The organism is Brachyspira suanatina, from assembly GCF_001049755.1.
Classification (GTDB): Bacteria; Spirochaetota; Brachyspiria; order Brachyspirales; family Brachyspiraceae; genus Brachyspira; species Brachyspira suanatina.
The window spans coordinates 2,108,096-2,126,618 of the sequence record NZ_CVLB01000001.1; the positions used below are offsets into that span (position 1 = coordinate 2,108,096).

16 protein-coding genes, 2 tRNA genes and 1 other RNA gene are annotated in these 18,523 nt (G+C 26.1%); 3 read left to right on the plus strand and 16 right to left on the minus strand.

All coding sequences use genetic code 11. The features are described 5' to 3' along the window. Positions 1-216: 216 nt before the first annotated feature. Complete coding sequence (locus BRSU_RS09055; RefSeq protein ID WP_209435141.1) at positions 217-1,581, plus strand: ankyrin repeat domain-containing protein; 1,365 nt, start codon at positions 217-219, stop codon at positions 1,579-1,581. Positions 1,582-1,584: 3 nt separating this feature from the next. On the opposite strand, the gene BRSU_RS09060 is transcribed toward BRSU_RS09055, so the two are convergent. Continuing rightward, positions 1,585-2,766 (minus strand): hypothetical protein, encoded by a 1,182-nt coding sequence (locus tag BRSU_RS09060; protein WP_048595007.1) that lies wholly within the window; start codon positions 2,764-2,766, stop codon positions 1,585-1,587. Between the two features lie 285 nt (positions 2,767-3,051). Between BRSU_RS09060 and BRSU_RS09065 the strand changes: the two genes are divergently transcribed. Further along, positions 3,052-3,294, plus strand: a complete 243-nt coding sequence (locus BRSU_RS09065) for a PepSY-like domain-containing protein (RefSeq protein ID WP_048595008.1) — start codon at positions 3,052-3,054, stop codon at positions 3,292-3,294. A gap of 82 nt (positions 3,295-3,376) precedes the next feature. Here BRSU_RS09065 and BRSU_RS09070 read toward each other — a convergent pair whose 3' ends face one another. From BRSU_RS09070 to BRSU_RS09100, 7 genes are all read right to left on the minus strand, one after another. Then, positions 3,377-5,698 carry an nSTAND3 domain-containing NTPase gene (locus tag BRSU_RS09070; RefSeq protein ID WP_048595009.1) on the minus strand — a complete coding sequence of 774 codons (2,322 nt, stop codon included), beginning with the start codon at positions 5,696-5,698 and terminating at the stop codon, positions 3,377-3,379. A gap of 112 nt (positions 5,699-5,810) precedes the next feature. Continuing rightward, entirely contained in the window at positions 5,811-7,604 is a 1,794-nt protein-coding gene (locus BRSU_RS09075) for a phosphoenolpyruvate carboxykinase (GTP) (protein ID WP_048595010.1), read from the minus strand. Between the two features lie 525 nt (positions 7,605-8,129). Further along, positions 8,130-8,663, minus strand: a complete 534-nt coding sequence (locus tag BRSU_RS09080) for a hypothetical protein (protein WP_048595011.1) — start codon at positions 8,661-8,663, stop codon at positions 8,130-8,132. Positions 8,664-8,687: 24 nt separating this feature from the next. Then, positions 8,688-9,182, minus strand: a complete 495-nt coding sequence (locus tag BRSU_RS09085; RefSeq protein ID WP_048595012.1) for a hypothetical protein — start codon at positions 9,180-9,182, stop codon at positions 8,688-8,690. A 121-nt stretch (positions 9,183-9,303) separates the two neighbouring features. Then, on the minus strand, positions 9,304-9,486 hold the full coding sequence (locus BRSU_RS09090; protein WP_048595013.1) for a hypothetical protein: 183 nt from the start codon (positions 9,484-9,486) through the stop codon (positions 9,304-9,306). 20 nt (positions 9,487-9,506) lie between these two features. Beyond that, positions 9,507-11,111, minus strand: a complete 1,605-nt coding sequence (locus BRSU_RS09095) for a peptide ABC transporter substrate-binding protein (protein WP_048595014.1) — start codon at positions 11,109-11,111, stop codon at positions 9,507-9,509. Positions 11,112-11,404: 293 nt separating this feature from the next. Further along, the gene (locus BRSU_RS09100) at positions 11,405-11,965 is read right to left on the minus strand and encodes an RNA 2'-phosphotransferase (protein WP_048595015.1); all 561 of its coding nucleotides are present in this window, start codon (positions 11,963-11,965) and stop codon (positions 11,405-11,407) included. A gap of 182 nt (positions 11,966-12,147) precedes the next feature. Between BRSU_RS09100 and BRSU_RS09105 the strand changes: the two genes are divergently transcribed. After that, positions 12,148-12,864, plus strand: a complete 717-nt coding sequence (locus BRSU_RS09105; protein ID WP_048595016.1) for a gamma-glutamyl-gamma-aminobutyrate hydrolase family protein — start codon at positions 12,148-12,150, stop codon at positions 12,862-12,864. Positions 12,865-12,867: 3 nt separating this feature from the next. On the opposite strand, the gene BRSU_RS09110 is transcribed toward BRSU_RS09105, so the two are convergent. The 8 genes from BRSU_RS09110 to BRSU_RS09140 form a co-directional block, all read right to left on the minus strand. Then, positions 12,868-13,725 (minus strand): hypothetical protein, encoded by an 858-nt coding sequence (locus BRSU_RS09110; protein WP_048595017.1) that lies wholly within the window; start codon positions 13,723-13,725, stop codon positions 12,868-12,870. 156 nt (positions 13,726-13,881) lie between these two features. Beyond that, positions 13,882-15,165 carry a recombinase RecA gene (gene recA / locus BRSU_RS09115; protein ID WP_047101015.1) on the minus strand — a complete coding sequence of 428 codons (1,284 nt, stop codon included), beginning with the start codon at positions 15,163-15,165 and terminating at the stop codon, positions 13,882-13,884. Positions 15,166-15,301: 136 nt separating this feature from the next. Next, positions 15,302-15,396, minus strand: an RNA gene (ffs, locus tag BRSU_RS14335) — signal recognition particle sRNA small type. A 34-nt stretch (positions 15,397-15,430) separates the two neighbouring features. Beyond that, positions 15,431-15,516: transfer RNA gene (locus tag BRSU_RS09120), tRNA-Ser, on the minus strand. An 11-nt stretch (positions 15,517-15,527) separates the two neighbouring features. Beyond that, a tRNA-Arg gene (locus BRSU_RS09125) sits at positions 15,528-15,601 on the minus strand. Positions 15,602-15,797: 196 nt separating this feature from the next. Beyond that, positions 15,798-16,562 (minus strand): hypothetical protein, encoded by a 765-nt coding sequence (locus BRSU_RS09130; protein ID WP_048595018.1) that lies wholly within the window; start codon positions 16,560-16,562, stop codon positions 15,798-15,800. A 29-nt stretch (positions 16,563-16,591) separates the two neighbouring features. Beyond that, on the minus strand, positions 16,592-17,053 hold the full coding sequence (gene rsfS, locus BRSU_RS09135; RefSeq protein ID WP_048595019.1) for a ribosome silencing factor: 462 nt from the start codon (positions 17,051-17,053) through the stop codon (positions 16,592-16,594). Then, the gene (locus tag BRSU_RS09140; protein WP_048595020.1) at positions 17,037-18,260 is read right to left on the minus strand and encodes an LCP family protein; all 1,224 of its coding nucleotides are present in this window, start codon (positions 18,258-18,260) and stop codon (positions 17,037-17,039) included. The genes rsfS and BRSU_RS09140 overlap by 17 nt, the downstream gene beginning before the upstream one ends. Positions 18,261-18,523 lie beyond the last annotated feature (263 nt).

The following is an 18,523-nucleotide window of genomic DNA, read 5'->3' on the forward strand; positions in this document are numbered from 1 at the left end:
CGCAAAGTGTATCCGAGTTTATCAAGGATATAACTTCTTTGTGGCACCAAAAGAAGTGGGGTGCGGCACGCTGTGTACTTCGTAAGGGCAAAGTGCAGATATTTAAAATTTAAAAAAATTATTTTGACAAAATATAGTTGTTTAGGTATATATTAAAATATTTACTAAAAATATATTATATGATATTATTAAAACATTAATATTAAGGAACGTTTTATGAAAAATAAAATCATTCTCATTCTGATGACAACTCTAATTACAGTAATAACTTTATATGCGGCAAATAATGAAAGCAATAATGATAAAGTAAAAGAGAGCATTATAAATAATACAGAAACAACAGATAATGTAAAAGATACAGAAGACACACAAATAGAAGATAATACATTAATAGAACCTGACACAGAAGCTGATGAATATGCTGAAAATGAAAATATAAAAGAAGAAACAAAAGATAATAGCACTTTTAATGGAAGCAATAATGAAAAGTTAAAAAACACAGTAATGACAAATGAAATAATAATGCCTAGTGAAGAACTATTAAAACTATTAGAAAAAAATAAAAATAAAACAGGCGTTGCGGAAATGATAGAATTAATAAATGATGGCGGTATAAATGCTGCTTCAAAAGATCAACTTATTATAAGCGATGTTACACACTATACTAATTCTACCCCTTTAATGATAGCTTCATCATACGGGCATTATGATATAGCAAAAGCTTTGATTGATAATGGGGCTTTGGTTAATTTAAGAGCAGACGATGGATTTAATGCTTTAATGGAAGCTGTAAGAACTGATAATATAAAGATGGCAAAATTATTAATAGAACATGACTCTGATATAAATATAAAAAATAAAGACGGCAAAAATATGATTATGATTGCATGCGAAAACGGCAATGAAGAAATATTTAATCTATTACTAGAAAATAATGCAGATATAAATGAAAAATCATCTTGGGGAGCATCTGCACTTATTTATGCTTCTGAAAAAGGAAATATTAATATAATGAAATATTTAATAGATAATGGAATAGATGTTAATGGAAAAGCTGATGATAATGGGGATACTCCATTACTTTGGGCCGTTACAGGACAAAATCCTTATGAAGCTTCAAAGCTTTTAATAGAAAATGGTGCTGATGTGAATGCTACAAATAATAGCGGAGTTGCTCCTGCTACTATACTTGCCGGATCTGTTCCTGAAGTAGTTAAACTTTTAAAAGATAATGGTGCTGATTTAGATACAAAATTTACAGATGATGCTCCTCCTATAGCAATTGCTGCAAGCGTTGGTAATTTAGAAATAGTTAAAGCATTAGTTGAAAATGGTGCTGATGTGAATTATTATCCTAATGATATGAATTATACTGCAATATATCATGCTATAGATCAAGGCTATTATGAAGTTGCTGAATATTTATTTAAAAACGGAGTAGATTTAAATATAGAATTAAAACCTTCTAATGTTTATGGAGGTGCTATAAAAGAAAGATATAATCTTTTGGAATATGCTGAGGCTATGCAGGATAAAAAAATGATTAACATAGTAAGCAAATATTATAAAAAGAAAAAATAAAAATTAAAAAGCATTATAAAATAAAGGCATTATAAAACATACTATAAAAGCTACGATTCCATAAACATATACATAATAGCTTCTATTGTTTGTTAGTATAATGTCTTTTATATTTTTTATACTACTTAATTTTTTTAATGATTTTATATTATCAAAAATTATCAAAATAAAATGAATAAGCATTATTATATTTGTAAAAATCAAAGTTAATTTATTGGGACTTATTCCATATTCTTTTATTCTGTATATTGTAGAAGTTAAAATTATTATATTAAAAATAAATGCTATTACAGGAAATAAAATATAAACTAATTTCGTAAATATACTTGATTTATAGTCCATTCTTACAAAAAATAAATTTACCGCCCCTATAGCAAGAGCAACATTATAAATTATAAAATTGATTCTGATATTATAAGGACTGCTGTAAGGAATAATTGGAATTATTATAGAAAATAAATACTTAAATATATTATATAAACTTATATACATTATTATTCTTGAAAAGTATATTGATATATTTTTTACATCTTTTTTATAAAGAAAATAAATTATAAAAGGAGTAAAAGCAAATATATAAAATACAGCCAATATAAAAACATAAAAAATAATAGTTGTATCAGGCAATATATTTATAATAATTCCTTTAAATAAATTGATTACTAAAGCAAAAATCATCATAAACATCAAAGAAATAATTGCAGGTATAATAGAATTTATTATCATTATATTAGCACTGAAAGTAAATGCCTGATTAATATCTTTATAATTTTTATAATTGTTAAATGATAAAGCAAACATTATAAAAAATATAATATCTAAAAATAAATTCTTATTTAAAATTGTATGAACAAAGAAAATCACTTTTTTATCTATATCTATAATATCTTTAAATGTAAACTCTGAAGAAGGTATAAGCACACTAAGAATGCCTATAAAGAAAAATATCAAAAAAGTTATAAATGTATTTTTCTTATTATCTAAATTAAATATCAAAGAAAAACAAAATAAATAAAAAATCTTAAAAGCAAAAAAATAAGAGGTTATATCAGTAATTCTATAATCAGAATTAATATTTGAAGCAAAAAATAAAAAATATATAGTAAAAGGCAAAATAGAAATTAATGCTAGTATTATAATATTTTTTTGTGATTGTATTTTTAATTCTTTTATTAAATTATTCATAATAGTTTTTTCTTGATATTTATTTTTTATAGATTATCTATCTAAATAAATAAAAAATCAACTAATATATTGATTATAAAACATACTAAATGATAAATATCCTAAATATATAGCAATGAAAAATATTAAATTTAAAAATAAATAAATATTTGCAATATCAGATTTAATATAATTAGGAAATTAATTATTTATTTTTGTAAATTTTATTTAAAATATTGTAAAAAAACTTAACATTATTTATATATGTACTATACTATAGTTATAACTAATTATAAAGGAGATTTTATGAAAAAATTAATATGTTTGGTATTTGCTTTATCTACTTTTGCATCTGCTAATTTGTTTGCAGATTGGATCGTTCCTATGAATCAAGTTCCAAGATCAGTTATTAATGCTGTAAAACAATATTTTCCTCAGACTCAAATTTGGATGGTAGAAATGGACGACGGACTATATAAAGTGAAACTTAATAATGGATTAGAAGTTGAAGTTACTCTTTACGTACAAATAATAGAGATAGATGATTAATAATTTTATTGATAAAATAAAAAAGCCAATAGCTTAATATTAAATTAAACTGATAATATAATTAATAGTTTATTAAAACTTTTTATTTAAAATCTCTATCAAAAATTATATCTATTGAATCCATATCATCATCAGGTATATAATCATCACCATATCTTTTATCAGAAGATTTATAATAATAATTATTTCTTAAAGCCTCGTAAAAAAACTCTTCTATATCATAGCTGTTTTCTATAGAAGAAATTAACTCTTCTTTATTACAATAAGAAACTATACTATTTATCTTTTCTATAATATCTGATAATTCATCAATTACTGAAGATATATCTTTAGAGATAACACTAATATCAAAATTATCATTTAATTCTTCTAAATCATTTTTAAATATATAGTATTCAATTTCATCATTTACTACTTTTTCAGAAAATTCACACATCTTTTCACAAAAAAAACTATCCAAAGAATCATAAATATCTTTATGAAATATTTCTTTTAAATGTTTTATAAAATCATCAGGATAATTGAAATTATATTTCTTTTTAATTTTATACAAAATATTTATTATAGATAGACAATCAATATTTTGTAATATTTTATTAAAATTATTAACTACTAAAAATACATCATTGAAATTATAAAAATCCCACAAAGTACTATTATATAATTTCATTATAAAAGATGAATATATATTTATTTTTATATTATCTGAACTTTTTATAAAACAATCTTGAACAATACTAATAATATTTAAATCTTTTATATTAAATTCCAATATTAAAGAAAGTACTTCATAATATATATTTGTATAACTTTTGAAAGTAAAAATGCTAGAATCATAAATTAAATTGATTATTTTTTCTTTAATAAAACATTCATCAGTTTTTTCATATAAATTTATATATTGTTCTATATAAACAGCATTATTTAATATATTCTTTATTTCATTTTCATTATATCTTAAATAGTTAAAAATATAATCATTAATAGATGGATTTAATACACTAATATTTTTATTATTATTCTTATCTATATTTATTTTAAGAAGCGAATTTGATAATCTATTCAATGTACTATCAAAATTATTTATTGTTGTATCTATATTTTTTAATTCAAATAATCTTTTATTGAAAGATTCCTTTAATATATTTAAATCTATATAATTATTTGTAAGAGAATATATTGTATACATCATTATCCTATCAACGTTTTCAATTCTTTTTACAAATTCATTTTCCCATATTTTTGCTGGATTATTTAAATTATCAATAATAAAATTTACATATTCATTAGATTCAACATCTTTATAATTTGAAGTTATATATTCTATTATTCTTGGATTATAATTATTATGATTTATTATTCTATAATAGTTTTTATTTTTTTTTATATTATTAAAATAACTTTTTGGAATATCTGAAAAATACATATGATTATACAATATTAGTGCCTTCTCATAATTACTAATTTCATTTAAATCTATTAAAACAGTGTCATTATCTTTTATAATTTCATTAAATTCTATAAAAAAATTTTTTGCTTCATTCATAATTGTTATTCTAGTATTAAGTATTAATTTTTTATTACAAGTTTTTGAATGACTAATCAGCGTTTTCAATTCTTTAGCATAATTTTCTTTTAATTCTAAATAATGCTGTCCTAAAAAATCATCTATAAGTATTACTTCTTTATTTTTTCCTTTCAAAATAGATTTTTTAATATCCTTAATACTACTATCTGATGAATATTTAACATTGTAATTTTTTTCAAGATAAAATAAAACTAACATTTTAGATAGTGTTGTCTTACCAACACCAGGATCTCCAGTTATAATAACGACATGATTTTTATCTAATATATCAATAGATTTTTTATAAAAAGATGTTTGAACATATAAATGTTTTTCTTTTTTTATATCATCAATTAAATATTCACAATCTATTAAAATATTTTGATTATTTATTATTTGTAATATAGAACTAGAAGATAACCACAATTTATAGTGTCGTTCAACTATATCCGTATTTTCTTCTAATAATTTATTTATTTCAGATAGATCTATTATATTAGATGTATCTGACATATATAAAGAAAACATATTATATATATTTTTTATATTATTAGGAGTAAGTGCTAGGCTAGTAACAATATAATATTTTTCAGGTTTCAATTTATTTATTTTGTCTAATTCTTTTTTCAGAGAGTTTAATAAGGATGAATAAGTACTTCGGCAATAATGTTTTACTTGCACTATAATATTATTTTCTGTATAATAAGCTTGTATATCTATACCATCATCTTTACCTTTAGCATAGGTTCTCAATTTTATACCAAGTTTTTTTTCTAATATATCTCTAATTAGTAATTCAAACTCATAATCATTTAAATTCGTTAAATCATATGACACAAATATTACCTCTTAATTTAATATTATATAAAATACTATTTTTTATAATAAAAGCCAATAGCTTAATATTAAATTAAACTATTGGCAAATTAAAGGAATTTTACTTTATCAATTATTTGCTTAATCTAGCTCTTAATTCTTCTAATTGTTTTTTAAGTCTAGCTGGAAGTCTTGAACCGAATTTAGCATAATGAGCTTCGATTTGATTAGCTTGATCTTTCCAAGCTTCAACATCTACTCTCATAAGCTCTTTGAAATCAGCTTCAGGAATATCTAAACCTTTAAGATCTAAATCGCCTTCTTTAGGCATTTTACCTATAGGAGTGTCAACAGCATCGATTTTACCTTCAACTCTTTCACACATCCATTTTAATACTCTTGAGTTATCACCGAATCCAGGCCATAACCATTTACCGTCAGCATCTTTTCTGAACCAGTTTACATAGAAGATTCTAGGAGCTTTGTCGCCTAATTTATCTCCCATTTCAAGCCAGTGGTTCATATAATCGCCCATATTGTAACCAGCAAATGGAAGCATAGCAAATGGGTCAAATCTTAATGCACCAACAGCACCAATATTAGCAGCAGTAGTTTCACTAGCAGCAGTAGAACCCATAAATACACCATGATCCCAGTTATAAGATTCATGTACTAATGGCATAACTGAAGCTCTTCTTCCACCGAAGATGAATATATCTATAGGTACACCTTTAGGGTCTTCCCAATCTGGACAAATTACAGGACATTGTCTAGCAGGAGCTGTGAATCTAGCATTAGGGTGAGCACCTTTTTCACCGCTTTCTGGAGTCCAGTCATTACCTTTCCAGTCTATACCATGTTTAGGAGCTTCTCCCATACCTTCCCACCATACATCGCCGTCATCTGTTTCTACACAGTTAGTGAATATAGTGTTTTCTTTTATTGAATCCATAGCCATAGGGTTAGAATCATAAGAAGTTCCAGGAGCTACACCAAAGAAACCAGCTTCTGGGTTGATAGCATAAAGTCTGCCGTCTTCAGGATTTATTTTCATCCAAGCAATATCGTCACCTATAGTTTCACATTTCCAACCAGGGATAGTTGGCTGTAACATAGCAAGGTTAGTTTTACCGCAAGCACTTGGGAATGCAGCAGCTATATGGAATTTTTTACCTTCTGGGTTAGTTAAGCGTAAGATAAGCATGTGTTCTGCCATCCAGCCTTCTCTTCTAGCCATAGCAGAAGCGATACGTAAAGCAAAACATTTTTTACCAAGTAAAGCGTTTCCGCCGTAACCTGAACCATAAGACCAGATTAAGTTTTCATCTGGGAAGTGAGAAATATATTTTTTCTCTATTGGAGCACATGGCCATTTAGTATCTTTTTGACCGTCAGCAAGTGGAGCACCTACAGAGTGTAAGCAAGGTATGAACTCACCGTTAGTACCTAATACATCTAATACTTTAGTACCAACTCTAGTCATTATATGCATGTTACATACAACGTAAGGGCTGTCAGTGATTTCTACACCGATTTTAGCTATAGGAGAACCAACAGGACCCATAGAGAAAGGAATTACATACATAGTTCTGTTTTTCATACAGCCTTTATATAATTCTTTCATAGTGCCTTTTAATTCATCTGGAGCCATCCAGTGATTAGTAGGACCAGCATCTTCTTTATCTGGATAACTAATAAAAGTTCTATCTTCAACACGTGCTACGTCAGAAGGATCGCTTCTGAAAGAATGACTGTGAGGTCTTTTTTTAAGAGGTTTTGCTAAACCTAATTCTACCAAACCGTTCATGCAGTTGTCATATTCTTCTTTAGTTCCATCACATACATATATATCTTTTGGCTGACACATATCTGCTATTTCTTTAATCCAAGCTTTAAGCTTCTCATGTTTTAATTCTTCAACCTTCATGAATAATTACTCCTTATTAAAAATTCGTTGCATCAATTATACAATAAAACGCATTTTTAGTAAATAATTTTTATAAATTTATTAATTATTTTATAATATACCTAAACAACTATATTTTGTCAAAAATAATTTTTTTAAATTTAAAATATTTGCAGGGCTTTGCCCCGCACCCCACTTCTTTTGGTGACCCAAAGAAGCAAAAGGACTATATTTTAGCTTAAATTAATAACCTATCTTACATGTAAAACAATTTTAGTATGATTTAGTACTAATTATGTAATTACACTTTTTGCGGCGGGAAAAAGTTGAATAAAAAAATGACAAACTTAAAAATTTTTAGTATATACAAAAAATATATTTAAAGACAATATTTTTATTAGTTTTTTATAAAAAATATACTTATAATATAATTGTGATACTATAATAATTTTTTTAATATTATAATATCTCAATTACATATAGTAGATTATAAATAAAAATCTTATCAAATGTATAAGATTAAATTTTTTTTCAATTATTTTGCTATTAATTTAATATATCATTTTTATATTTATCTAATAAAGTATTACTAAAATCTGTATTTTTTAATATTTCTTTAATTCCTACTAATTCAAAATCATATATGTTGATTGTATTGTTATCAAAAGTAGCTCTTAATCTTTTACTATTTACTATTTTTTTTATGAATAATAAAGCCTCTTTATTATTCATTTCTTTATTTATTACAAATAAGTTAAATATATCATTATTCATATTTACATTTATAGATTTAATTTCTTCATTATCAAATCTATATTGAAATGTTTTTATATTGTTTTTATTTTTTCCAATATATGAAATTCCAATATTTATAAAATCGGAACTAGTTAATATTTGTATTGATTGTATATTTCCAATATTATTTGTATATGCCTGATATATTCCAATAATTTTTTTATCATTAAAATTATTAATATAATTATATACCCACCATTGTCCGTATTGAGTTTTATTTTCAATAGCATAAACCGAAAAGCTGAAAGCGAAAAGTAAAGTTAATGTTAATAAAATCTTTTTCATAAAATGGCTCCTTAAAAATACTAATTATTTTAAATATTTATTATAAGTATTATTATTCATAATAAAATTAATATTTTTTAAATCTTTTAAGATATTTAGTTCTATTATTCTTTTATCTTTATTAATTAATATTTCATTTTTTCTATTAAATATATGTTGTATTTCTTTATTATTATAAATTATGTTTGTATAAAAATTATGATTATTCATATTATGACTAAAATATAATTTTGTATTATTTAATTTAATAAAATCTTGTTTTATAGCCTCGTCTTTTATTCCTATTTGAATTTTAGTATTACTTTCTTCAAGAATGAAAAATAAAAAAGTTTGATTATAAAAAGTTGATATAGTTAATAAATTACTATTAGTTAAAGATAAATCTTGAATTAATATATCAAGACCATTATTATTGATTGTAATTTTATTATTTAATTTAGCTTCTTTATTAATATTATATCCTTGACTAAAAGCTAAAAAACTAAAAGCTAAAAGTAAAGTTAATAAAATCTTTTTCATAAAATGGCTCCTAGTTTATATATAGTCTATATATTTTTCATTTTTTTTCAAACTAATTATAATTTTTTTATACTTTAGTTATGCTTAGTAAAAAATTTGATTTATTAAAAAATATAAATATCTATTTTCTTAATTCAGTTTTTATATCATTTAAAATATTTCTTATATTTCTTAATTCATAAGCTATACTATTTAAAGCACTTGAATCCTTGCTGCTGAACTCTGAATAAAGTTTCGGCATAACATTATAACTGAATATAGTCAATGCAATTCCAATAAATAAACCCACAAAAAATTTTTTCATAAATAAAAATCCTATTTTAATTATTCTATATAAGCATTTCTAAAATCATATATTGAAAAAATATCATATTTCACACCATGAAGTTTCTTGCTCTGCATAATTGTAGCCTTGTCATAATATATAGGTATTATAGCCATATCCTCTTGTATGAGTATACGCTCTGCATCATAAGCTGCTTTTATTCTTATATCTTCATTTGCATTTGTCATAGCAATATCAACTAAATAATCATAAACAGCATTTGTGTATCCGCCGTCATTGCCCAAACCATCAAGCTGAAAAAGTCTTAAATAACCAGATGCCTGATTATAAGCAACGCTAGTTCCGGCCTTGATCATCTGAAAACTTCCGTCTTTTATTGACTGCAAATATGTTGTAGGCTCTTCATATCTAAGTTTTAAATCTATACTCAAATTATTTTTATACATACTCTGAATTGCCTCTGCAACGAATAATGATGAAGGATTTGTAGTTGTGATTAATTCTATTATAGGGAATTTTTTTATATCAGCATATCCTGCTTGAGCAAGAAGTTTTTTAGCTTCTTCAATATTTTTTTGATAATTGCTCTCTTCTAAAGAAATATATTGAGGAGCATTATATCTGAAATTGTTAGTACCAATTTTTACATTAATAGGCACAAATCCGTCAGCAGCTACCCTACCCCCGCCTAAAACATTATTTACTATATAGTTTCTGTCTATACCAAGTGCTAATGCTTTTCTCACCAAAGGATTATTAAAAGGTCTTCTTTTTAAGTTAACCATATAATAAGCAATAGATGTTATGTCAACTTCTATTCCTATGCCCTGCTCTATTAAAGAAGCTCTTTCATTTTCAGGTGCTTCCGGATAAAATAGTATACTATCTGCATAAATTGCCGCAACTGCAGTATTAACATCTTCTAAAAACTCGAAAGTGATTTTTTCTGCCTTAACATTATCTTTATCCCAGTAATAAGGATTTTTTTCCATTACTATTTTTACAGCCTCATCATATTCAGTCATTATATAAGGTCCATTTCCAACATAATGATCTTTGCTCAATGCCCAATCCTCACCATAAGTTTCTATAATATCCTCTCTTACAGGAGAAGCAATATCACTAGCCATAGCCTCTTCGAAATATGGTAAAGGTATGTCAAGCTCGATTTTTAAAGTATAATCATCTAAAGCACAAACTCCAAGTTCTTCCAATTTTTTTTCGCCTTTCATTATACTTTGAGCATTCTTTATTATGTCAAAACCCAAAGAAAAAGGAGAAGCAACTTCAGGATCAATTAATCTTCTTAAAGTGTATACAAAATCATTAGCTGTTAAATCTTTACCATCTGACCATTTAGCATTTTTTCTCAAATGAAATATATAAACTGTATTATTACTCATAGCTTCCCAGCTTTCAGCAAGTGCAGGAATTATAGTACCATCTTCATCTCTTTGAGTGAGAGTTTCAAAAGCATGTGTTATGTAAACTGCAGTATTAATGCCTTTAGCAAATGCCGGATCCAAACTGCTAGGCATTCCTCCAACTGATACAACTATTCCTTCATTAGATGATTTATTATTTGAACAAGATAATAAAAATATATTAGCAATCAAAATTATTATAAAAATCAGTTTCTTCATAATAGATATTCTCTTTATAGGATGATTATATATTTAAATATGATAACTAAATATATAATTATGTCAACTATATTATGTTAATATAATTTACGCACGGTGAATATATTAAAAAATATAAATACATTAACTTTATATTTAAATACAAAAATCAATAAAAATAAATCGTGCGTAGATAATATTTTTAAACTTAATAAAAATTTGGGCGGGTGCTAAAATTGCTAATGAAGCTTTAAAAATAATTATAATTTTATTGTCTAAATAAAGCTAGAAAATATAAATGGAGGGGATTCTTATTAAATCACATCTATAATATATTTAGGATCAACATAATCGCATAGCCAAACTTTATTTTCAGATAAATAAAATTTAATACCATCTTCATACATCTGTTTTGAATTAATTTTTATTATTGCTGGCTTTCCATGACGCTCTCCTACTTTTTTAGCAGTTTCTTCTGTAAGGGATAAATGCACATGAAGCCTTCCCATTTTCTTTATGCCTTCCTGTTTTATGCTTTCTATACTACTAATTGAAGTTCCATGAAACAATATTTCCGGAGGCTCTTTTTCTTCAAATTGTAAATCTACATCTATACTATGTCCCTGATTTGCTCTTATTAAAGTATGATTACCATTAAAGCTGAATCTTTTTTTATCATTATATAATACTACCCTTTCAAGAATATCTTTATTTATATTTTTTCCAGCAGCTTTAATTTTTTCAATTAATTCCTGAACATTCGCCCAGCCGTCTTTTGATAATGTGAGTCCTATATTTTCAGGTTTATGCCTTAATACCAAACTAACAAATTTACTTATTTTTACTTCCTCTTTAGTCAATTTATCATCTTTCATTTTCAATTCCTACAAAATAAATATAAAATAATACTATTTATTAATTATGTCAACTATATTATGTTAATTCTAATATTTAATAATGCTTTACTCAGCCCGCCCACCCGCCCCCAATCTCTTGTAAAAAAATTATTTTACCTGTAATATATATGCAAATTTTTACTTGAATAAAGGATATATTTATGTCTGTTATAGGTTTATCTGGAAATCTTTTATATGAAAATAATTCTATACCAAAAGCTTTCATTAATCGTTCTTATGTTGATTCTGTTATAAGATCTAAAGGAGCACCTTTCATAATGCCGATTACAGAAGATGAAGAAATCATAAAAAAAATGGTTGAAAATGTTGACGGCATAATAATGACAGGCGGAGTAGATGTTCACCCATTCAGATTCGATGAAGAACCTATAGAAAAAATAGGAACAATTTCAGCTGAAAGAGATGAATTTGATTTTACATTGATGAAATATGCAGTTGAAATGAATAAGCCTATATTTGGTATATGCAGAGGAATACAAGTTATAAATGTTTATTTCGGCGGAACTTTAATACAGGATATACCAAGTCAAAGAAATACTAATATACTTCATAGTCAAACAGCTGAATATCATACTGCAACACATAAAATTCAAATAGTAAAAGACAGCATAATTTATGATATGTTGGATGAAACATCAGAAGTAAATAGTTTTCATCATCAGGCTGTTGATAAAGTAGCTAAAGATTTCAAAGTAACTGCCACTGCAAAAGATGGAATAATAGAAGCTATAGAATATAAGAAAAAAGATTCTTTTATTTTAGGAGTACAATGGCATCCTGAATTAATGAGTTCTAGAATAGTAAAAATGCAGAATATATTTGATATGTTTATAGAAGTTTGTGAATCAAGAAAATAATTTTTATATTATTCTATATGTAATCATAGCATTCATATCAAAATATAAGGTTGCTGAAAATTCAGGGTGTCCTAAATACTGCCCTATTCTCAAATTTACTTCTGCATAAAGTCTGTTTATGAATTCATACTGGAAATGAGCATAAGCACCTATTGAATGCCATAATTGTTTGGTATTGTTCATATAAGCAAGCATATAATTAATACCAACAGTTAATGGCATTAAATCAAAAAGTATCATAGAATCAAGTTTATACGATATATCATTTTGATCCCTAATTAAAAGCAAATCATAATCCAAATGATATTTTCCAAACATATTATATGCATATTTGAAAGTAAGTCCTGCCTGCAAAATCAATCCCCTTCCTTCAAATAAAGATCTAAAAAGACTGACTTTAAATGTAGGTGTTGCTTCAGCCTCAAATGATAAATTAGAAGTTTTAGGAGCATTTGCTATACCATTAGTTCCAAATTCATCTTTAGGACTATTAAAATTTACAAACCCTCTTTTAGCATAAGAAAGATAATAATTCAGCATAGATACTTTAACATCTATATTAAAATATTCAGAAATAGAACTATTTACAAATACTGTAAGCCTATTCATTTCAGCACTTATATGATCGCTTATACCTACATCTGTTTTTATACCTTCCCAAATATATCCTGGAAAAACATCAGAAATAAATCTATAAAAAAGCATAATCTTTCCGCCACCATCCATATAAGGACTGAATCTTCCATTTAAATCTGCCCCTATATAAAGACCAGCCTGAAGATTAGTTTGAGCGGTTAAAGGCTTAATTATTATTAATGTATATATAATTGTAAAAATAAATAAAAATTTTATTAACTTCATTCAAAATATTCAAACATTCAATATTATAGTTTTAGTATTATAACATTTTATAAAAATATGTATATACTAATAATATAACTATATTATTAAACAAAAATAAAAAAGGAGCTAATTTTATAAAAAAGCCCCTTTTATAGATATATATAAAAATATAAATTAATTTTTTACAGGTGTTACAATAGTATCCTCAAAATCATTATCACTGTAAGTTTCATCGTCATCATCAGAATAAGCCTCTTCTGCACTCATTAAAAGATTAGAATCATCTTCATCTGCTTTTTTAGATTTTTTCTTTGAAGATGCAGACTCATTATTCTCATCATCATTATTTTCTTTTGATGCTTCTTTAGCACCGCCGTTTTTCTGCTCCTCTAAATATTCAGCAAGTTTTTCTTTCACCTTATCAGCTCCGCCCATATTTAATGTTTCTCTAATCTGTATTTCAAGCTCCATACGCATTTTAGGATCTGATGCAAGTAATTCTCTTACTTTTTCTTTACCCTGTGCAATCTGCTCTCCATTATAATAGAACCAAGCTCCGCTTCTTGTAATGATTTTTGCTTCCATTGCCAAGTCTATCAAAAGTCCTTCAGATGATATACCCTTACCAAATATTATCTCTAAATTAACCACTTTAAACGGTGATGACAATTTATTTTTTACAACTTTTATTTTTACTTTATGTCCTATAGTATCATCGCCTTTTTTAATCCATTCAGTTCTTCTTATATCAAGTCTTACAGAAGAATAGAATTTCAAAGCCTTACCGCCTGTAGTAGTTTCAGTAGGTCCAGCACCATAACCTGTAGTAGCAATATTTTGTCTTAATTGGTTAATGAATATTACAGCAGTATTAGTATTGCTTATTATGGCAGTAAGTTTTCTCAAAGCATGACTCATAAGTCTAGCCTGTAAAGCTATATGAGCATCTCCTATATCTCCTGCAAGTTCAGCTTTAGAAACTAATGCTGCAACAGAGTCTACAACCACAATATCAAAAGCAGTAGAAGAAACAACTTTCTCTAATATTTCAAGAGCTTCTTCACCGCTGTTCGGCTGAGAAATGTATAAATTATCAATATCTACACCCAAAGCACTAGCATATACAGGATCAAGAGCATGTTCAGCATCTATAAAAGCAGCATAACCTCCAGCCTTTTGAGCTTCAGCTATGATATGCAAAGTTAATGTAGTTTTACCAGAAGCCTCATGTCCGTAAATCTCTATTATTCTTCCTCGAGGAACTCCCCCTACTCCCAAGGCATGATCAAGAGTTAATGCCCCTGTGGATATAACATCAACATTAACAGTTTTATTGCTTCCTAGTCTCATAAAAGAACCAGGACCATATTTTTTATTTATCTGATCGGTAATGGCTTCAATAGCTTCACTCTTACCGTCTTTTTTTACTTCAGCAGTTTCTTTCTTTTTAGTAGCCATATCAAAAAATTCTCCTAAAAAACAATATAATAATACATTGTATAAAAATACATTGTTTTTGTCAAGATATTAACAAGTAAAAATATAAAAAAATAATTAAAATGGGATTTATAAAAGAAATTAATAAAAAAGCCCCTTATAACAGGAGAACTAGCACCCAGTTGGGTTGACTTACCGTTGCTTCCTTCCGAACCTGGCGGATTCATCATCAACTGCCGTAGAGCCCCGTTATAAGAGATGTAATAAAATAAAAAGAACATGTATACGGAAAGAGTGGGATTCGAACCCACGGTGCGGTTAAGCACACACGACTTCCAATCGTGCTCCTTCGACCAGCTCGGACATCTTTCCTAATATAGCAACGTGCCTGAGAAGATTTGAACTTCCAACCTTCAGAACCGCAATCTGATGCTCTATCCAATTGAGCTACAGGCACATAAGTTTTTAGTTTAAGAATTATAACATAGTCAATATTTTTTTGCAAATATAAAATTATTATTATTTATAATTGATAATCAAAATAAAATTAATCTTTTTATTTAATAAACTAGGTATAATAAAAAATCTCTAGAAACTACTATAATTCATATATAGTTAGCTGCTAGAGATTTTTAAATTATATTATTTTATTATTAATCAAATAAATTCTCTCCTATTTTAATACCTAATTGAATGCCTAAATCAAATGAAGCCAAATTTCTGCTGTCAATTACTTTAACCCATTTATTAGCACTATCATAATAACCATCTGTACCTCTCAAATCTATACCGAAATCTGTTCCTATATAAGCACCCAATAAAAGAGCAACTTTTTCATGAACATAGAAAGAATAATCAAATGTAAGTTTAACATAAGTAATAACTGAATTTTTCATTACATTATTCATATTATTAATATCATAATGACCTTCTGTTTTTGTTGTTGTATTTCCTGAAGTAAGCTCCATAGAATGTGTTAAATATAAAGGAAGTTTTACTCCTATTCCTAAACCAAAAGCAAAATTATCATAATGAAATTTAGGAAGTATACCTATAGATAAATTTTCAAAAGTATAATATTCTTTTTTTGTATAATCTGTGTTATTTTCTTTATAGGAACCAGATAATCCAAATGAATCATGAGAATATCCTAAATCTAATAATAAACTTATTCCTATATCTCCATCTGATACAGCATATCCACCATAAATATTTACTCCGGCATCAAAACCAACTGTACCGCTGTCTTTTTTATAATTCTTCTTATACTCTTCAGACACATTATTATCAAATCCAATATTATAGAAACCTAAACTCATACCTATAGGTACCATAAAACCAAATTGCCAACCGCTTGCTGCAAATGACATCTTAGAAAATATAAAAATAATTGATAGTATAATAGTAATTCTCTTCATAAAATACTCCAAAATATTAAAATAAAAAATTATATTTCAGGCATATCTATTTTTTTAGCTTCATGCCATAATTTATCAAGATTATAATATTCTCTTCCTTCCTCAGTAAAGATATGAACAACTAAAAAACCATAATCGCTCAAATACCAAACACCTTCAGGATCATTGTCATTTTCAGCATAAGGAAGAACTCCATCTTCTTTTAAATCCTTATAAACTGCATCTGAACCTGCTTTCATTTGAGGAGAAGAAGAAGCTGTAGCCAATATAAAAAAGTCTGAAAGAGTTGTTACATCTTCTAAATCCAATATAACAATATCTTCAAGTTTTTTATCATATAAAGCCTTAGCAGCTTTTAAAGTTAATTCTTTAGCCTTCTCTTTATCTATAAATTTTTTCTTTCTTTTTTTAAGTTTTGTTTCTAAAAGCTCATTTGCTTCATTATTATTTAATTCATTATTTTCATTATTTTTATCATTGTGTAATTTCATAGTAATCATTCCCTAAAATTAATACTGCATTATTTAATACTCTTCTATCTGTCTTTGCATATACTCTTGTTACTCTGCCTTCATTGGCAACCATAAATGCCTTCTCAATTTGTCCGTCTCTTATAAGCACAACACTTTCATTGAGATTAGTACCAAAATTGCCGTATTCTCCAGCAGAAAAACCTCTGTAACGCATTCTAATATTTATTCTGTCGGCAAGTCCGCTAACTGTTGTAGCATTCAATACTGTTAAACTTACATCTTCATTATTCAATTCGCTTTTTTGTGTTTTAAGCTCAACATATAATGTCAAATCGTCCATTTGCTTAATAAAAGCACTTCCTTCAAATATAGGAGTCAAAATACCATTGTCATCTACTCTTGCATCAATATTTTCTATAACTAATGTTCTTTCATTACTGTTTGCAAGTATATTCATCATTGCTTTAATATCAGGAGGTCTTAAATTACTTTTAATTTTTGAAAATATAGCATTTCTCATATCTTTAGAATGTATAATATTTCTAAGCTGAGGACTTTGTATTAAAGCTATCATAGAATTAACTACAACATCTTCCAATCTGTATAAAGTTTCTATGTCCTCATATCCTTTCATATTTAAATAATGAAGATATGATATTATCTTTTTTCCTGTAAACATCCATTCGCCTATATCAAATGATAGTTCGTATCCTTTCTCCTCATCTTTAAAATTAATAGGCTCTTCAACATACATTTTAATGCCGCCAATCAAATCTATAATATCAGATATTTGATTATTATCAATAGCTATTCTATAAGTTATTTTTTTATTTACTGAATTTTCTATTGCTCTGAAAACTGCATTCTCTCCGCCATTTTTATATAACTGTTCTAAGACTTCTGGAGATGAATCATTATTTTCCCATAATGCTATATTTCTAGGCAAACCTATTAAACCTATCCTATTATTCAAACTAGATATTATACCAACATAAGCACCGTAAATATCATTATTATCATCTATAAATAAAACAGAAAAGTATAAAGGTTCATCATTCTTTTTAGCTATATCTAATTTACTTATAAAAAAGTAATAAAATACTATAACAATAAGTGATACTGAAAATATTATAGAAAAAATAATCAGTATAACAGCTTTTTTATTAGCCTGACTTATTGTTTTTAAAGCTTTATCATTCAATTTTTTTTCATTTTTATTATTCATCTATATATGATATATTATGTTAATTAAGTTGTCAAATATATTTTCACAAAAGAATTACTATAAAAATATTTATGTTGATTATTGAAATTGTTTAACTTTTTAATATAATATATGATATAATAAACATAATGGATTTTATAATGAACTTTTTTAGAAAAATTATTTTTATTTTTGGAATATTATTGTCATTAATATCTATAAATGCATTAATGGCATGTAAAAACCCTAAAAAAGAAGAAGATATAGATAAAGATTATTAATGA

Excerpts from the sequence above, each read along its gene's own strand:
- BRSU_RS09055 (WP_209435141.1), top strand. The coding sequence starts at position 217 with ATGAAAAATAAAATCATTCTCATTCTGATGACAACTCTAATTACAGTA.
- BRSU_RS09080 (WP_048595011.1), bottom strand. The coding sequence starts at position 8,663 with ATGAAAAAGATTTTATTAACATTAACTTTACTTTTCGCTTTCAGCTTT.
- rsfS (WP_048595019.1), bottom strand. The coding sequence starts at position 17,053 with ATGAAATTACACAATGATAAAAATAATGAAAATAATGAATTAAATAAT.
- BRSU_RS09095 (WP_048595014.1), bottom strand. The coding sequence starts at position 11,111 with ATGAAGAAACTGATTTTTATAATAATTTTGATTGCTAATATATTTTTA.
- BRSU_RS09130 (WP_048595018.1), bottom strand. The coding sequence starts at position 16,562 with ATGAAGAGAATTACTATTATACTATCAATTATTTTTATATTTTCTAAG.
- BRSU_RS09065 (WP_048595008.1), top strand. The coding sequence starts at position 3,052 with ATGAAAAAATTAATATGTTTGGTATTTGCTTTATCTACTTTTGCATCT.
- BRSU_RS09100 (WP_048595015.1), bottom strand. The coding sequence starts at position 11,965 with ATGAAAGATGATAAATTGACTAAAGAGGAAGTAAAAATAAGTAAATTT.
- BRSU_RS09105 (WP_048595016.1), top strand. The coding sequence starts at position 12,148 with ATGTCTGTTATAGGTTTATCTGGAAATCTTTTATATGAAAATAATTCT.
- BRSU_RS09140 (WP_048595020.1), bottom strand. The coding sequence starts at position 18,260 with ATGAATAATAAAAATGAAAAAAAATTGAATGATAAAGCTTTAAAAACA.
- BRSU_RS09090 (WP_048595013.1), bottom strand. The coding sequence starts at position 9,486 with ATGAAAAAATTTTTTGTGGGTTTATTTATTGGAATTGCATTGACTATA.
- recA (WP_047101015.1), bottom strand. The coding sequence starts at position 15,165 with ATGGCTACTAAAAAGAAAGAAACTGCTGAAGTAAAAAAAGACGGTAAG.
- BRSU_RS09075 (WP_048595010.1), bottom strand. The coding sequence starts at position 7,604 with ATGAAGGTTGAAGAATTAAAACATGAGAAGCTTAAAGCTTGGATTAAA.
- BRSU_RS09085 (WP_048595012.1), bottom strand. The coding sequence starts at position 9,182 with ATGAAAAAGATTTTATTAACTTTACTTTTAGCTTTTAGTTTTTTAGCT.
- BRSU_RS09060 (WP_048595007.1), bottom strand. The coding sequence starts at position 2,766 with ATGAATAATTTAATAAAAGAATTAAAAATACAATCACAAAAAAATATT.
- BRSU_RS09110 (WP_048595017.1), bottom strand. The coding sequence starts at position 13,725 with ATGAAGTTAATAAAATTTTTATTTATTTTTACAATTATATATACATTA.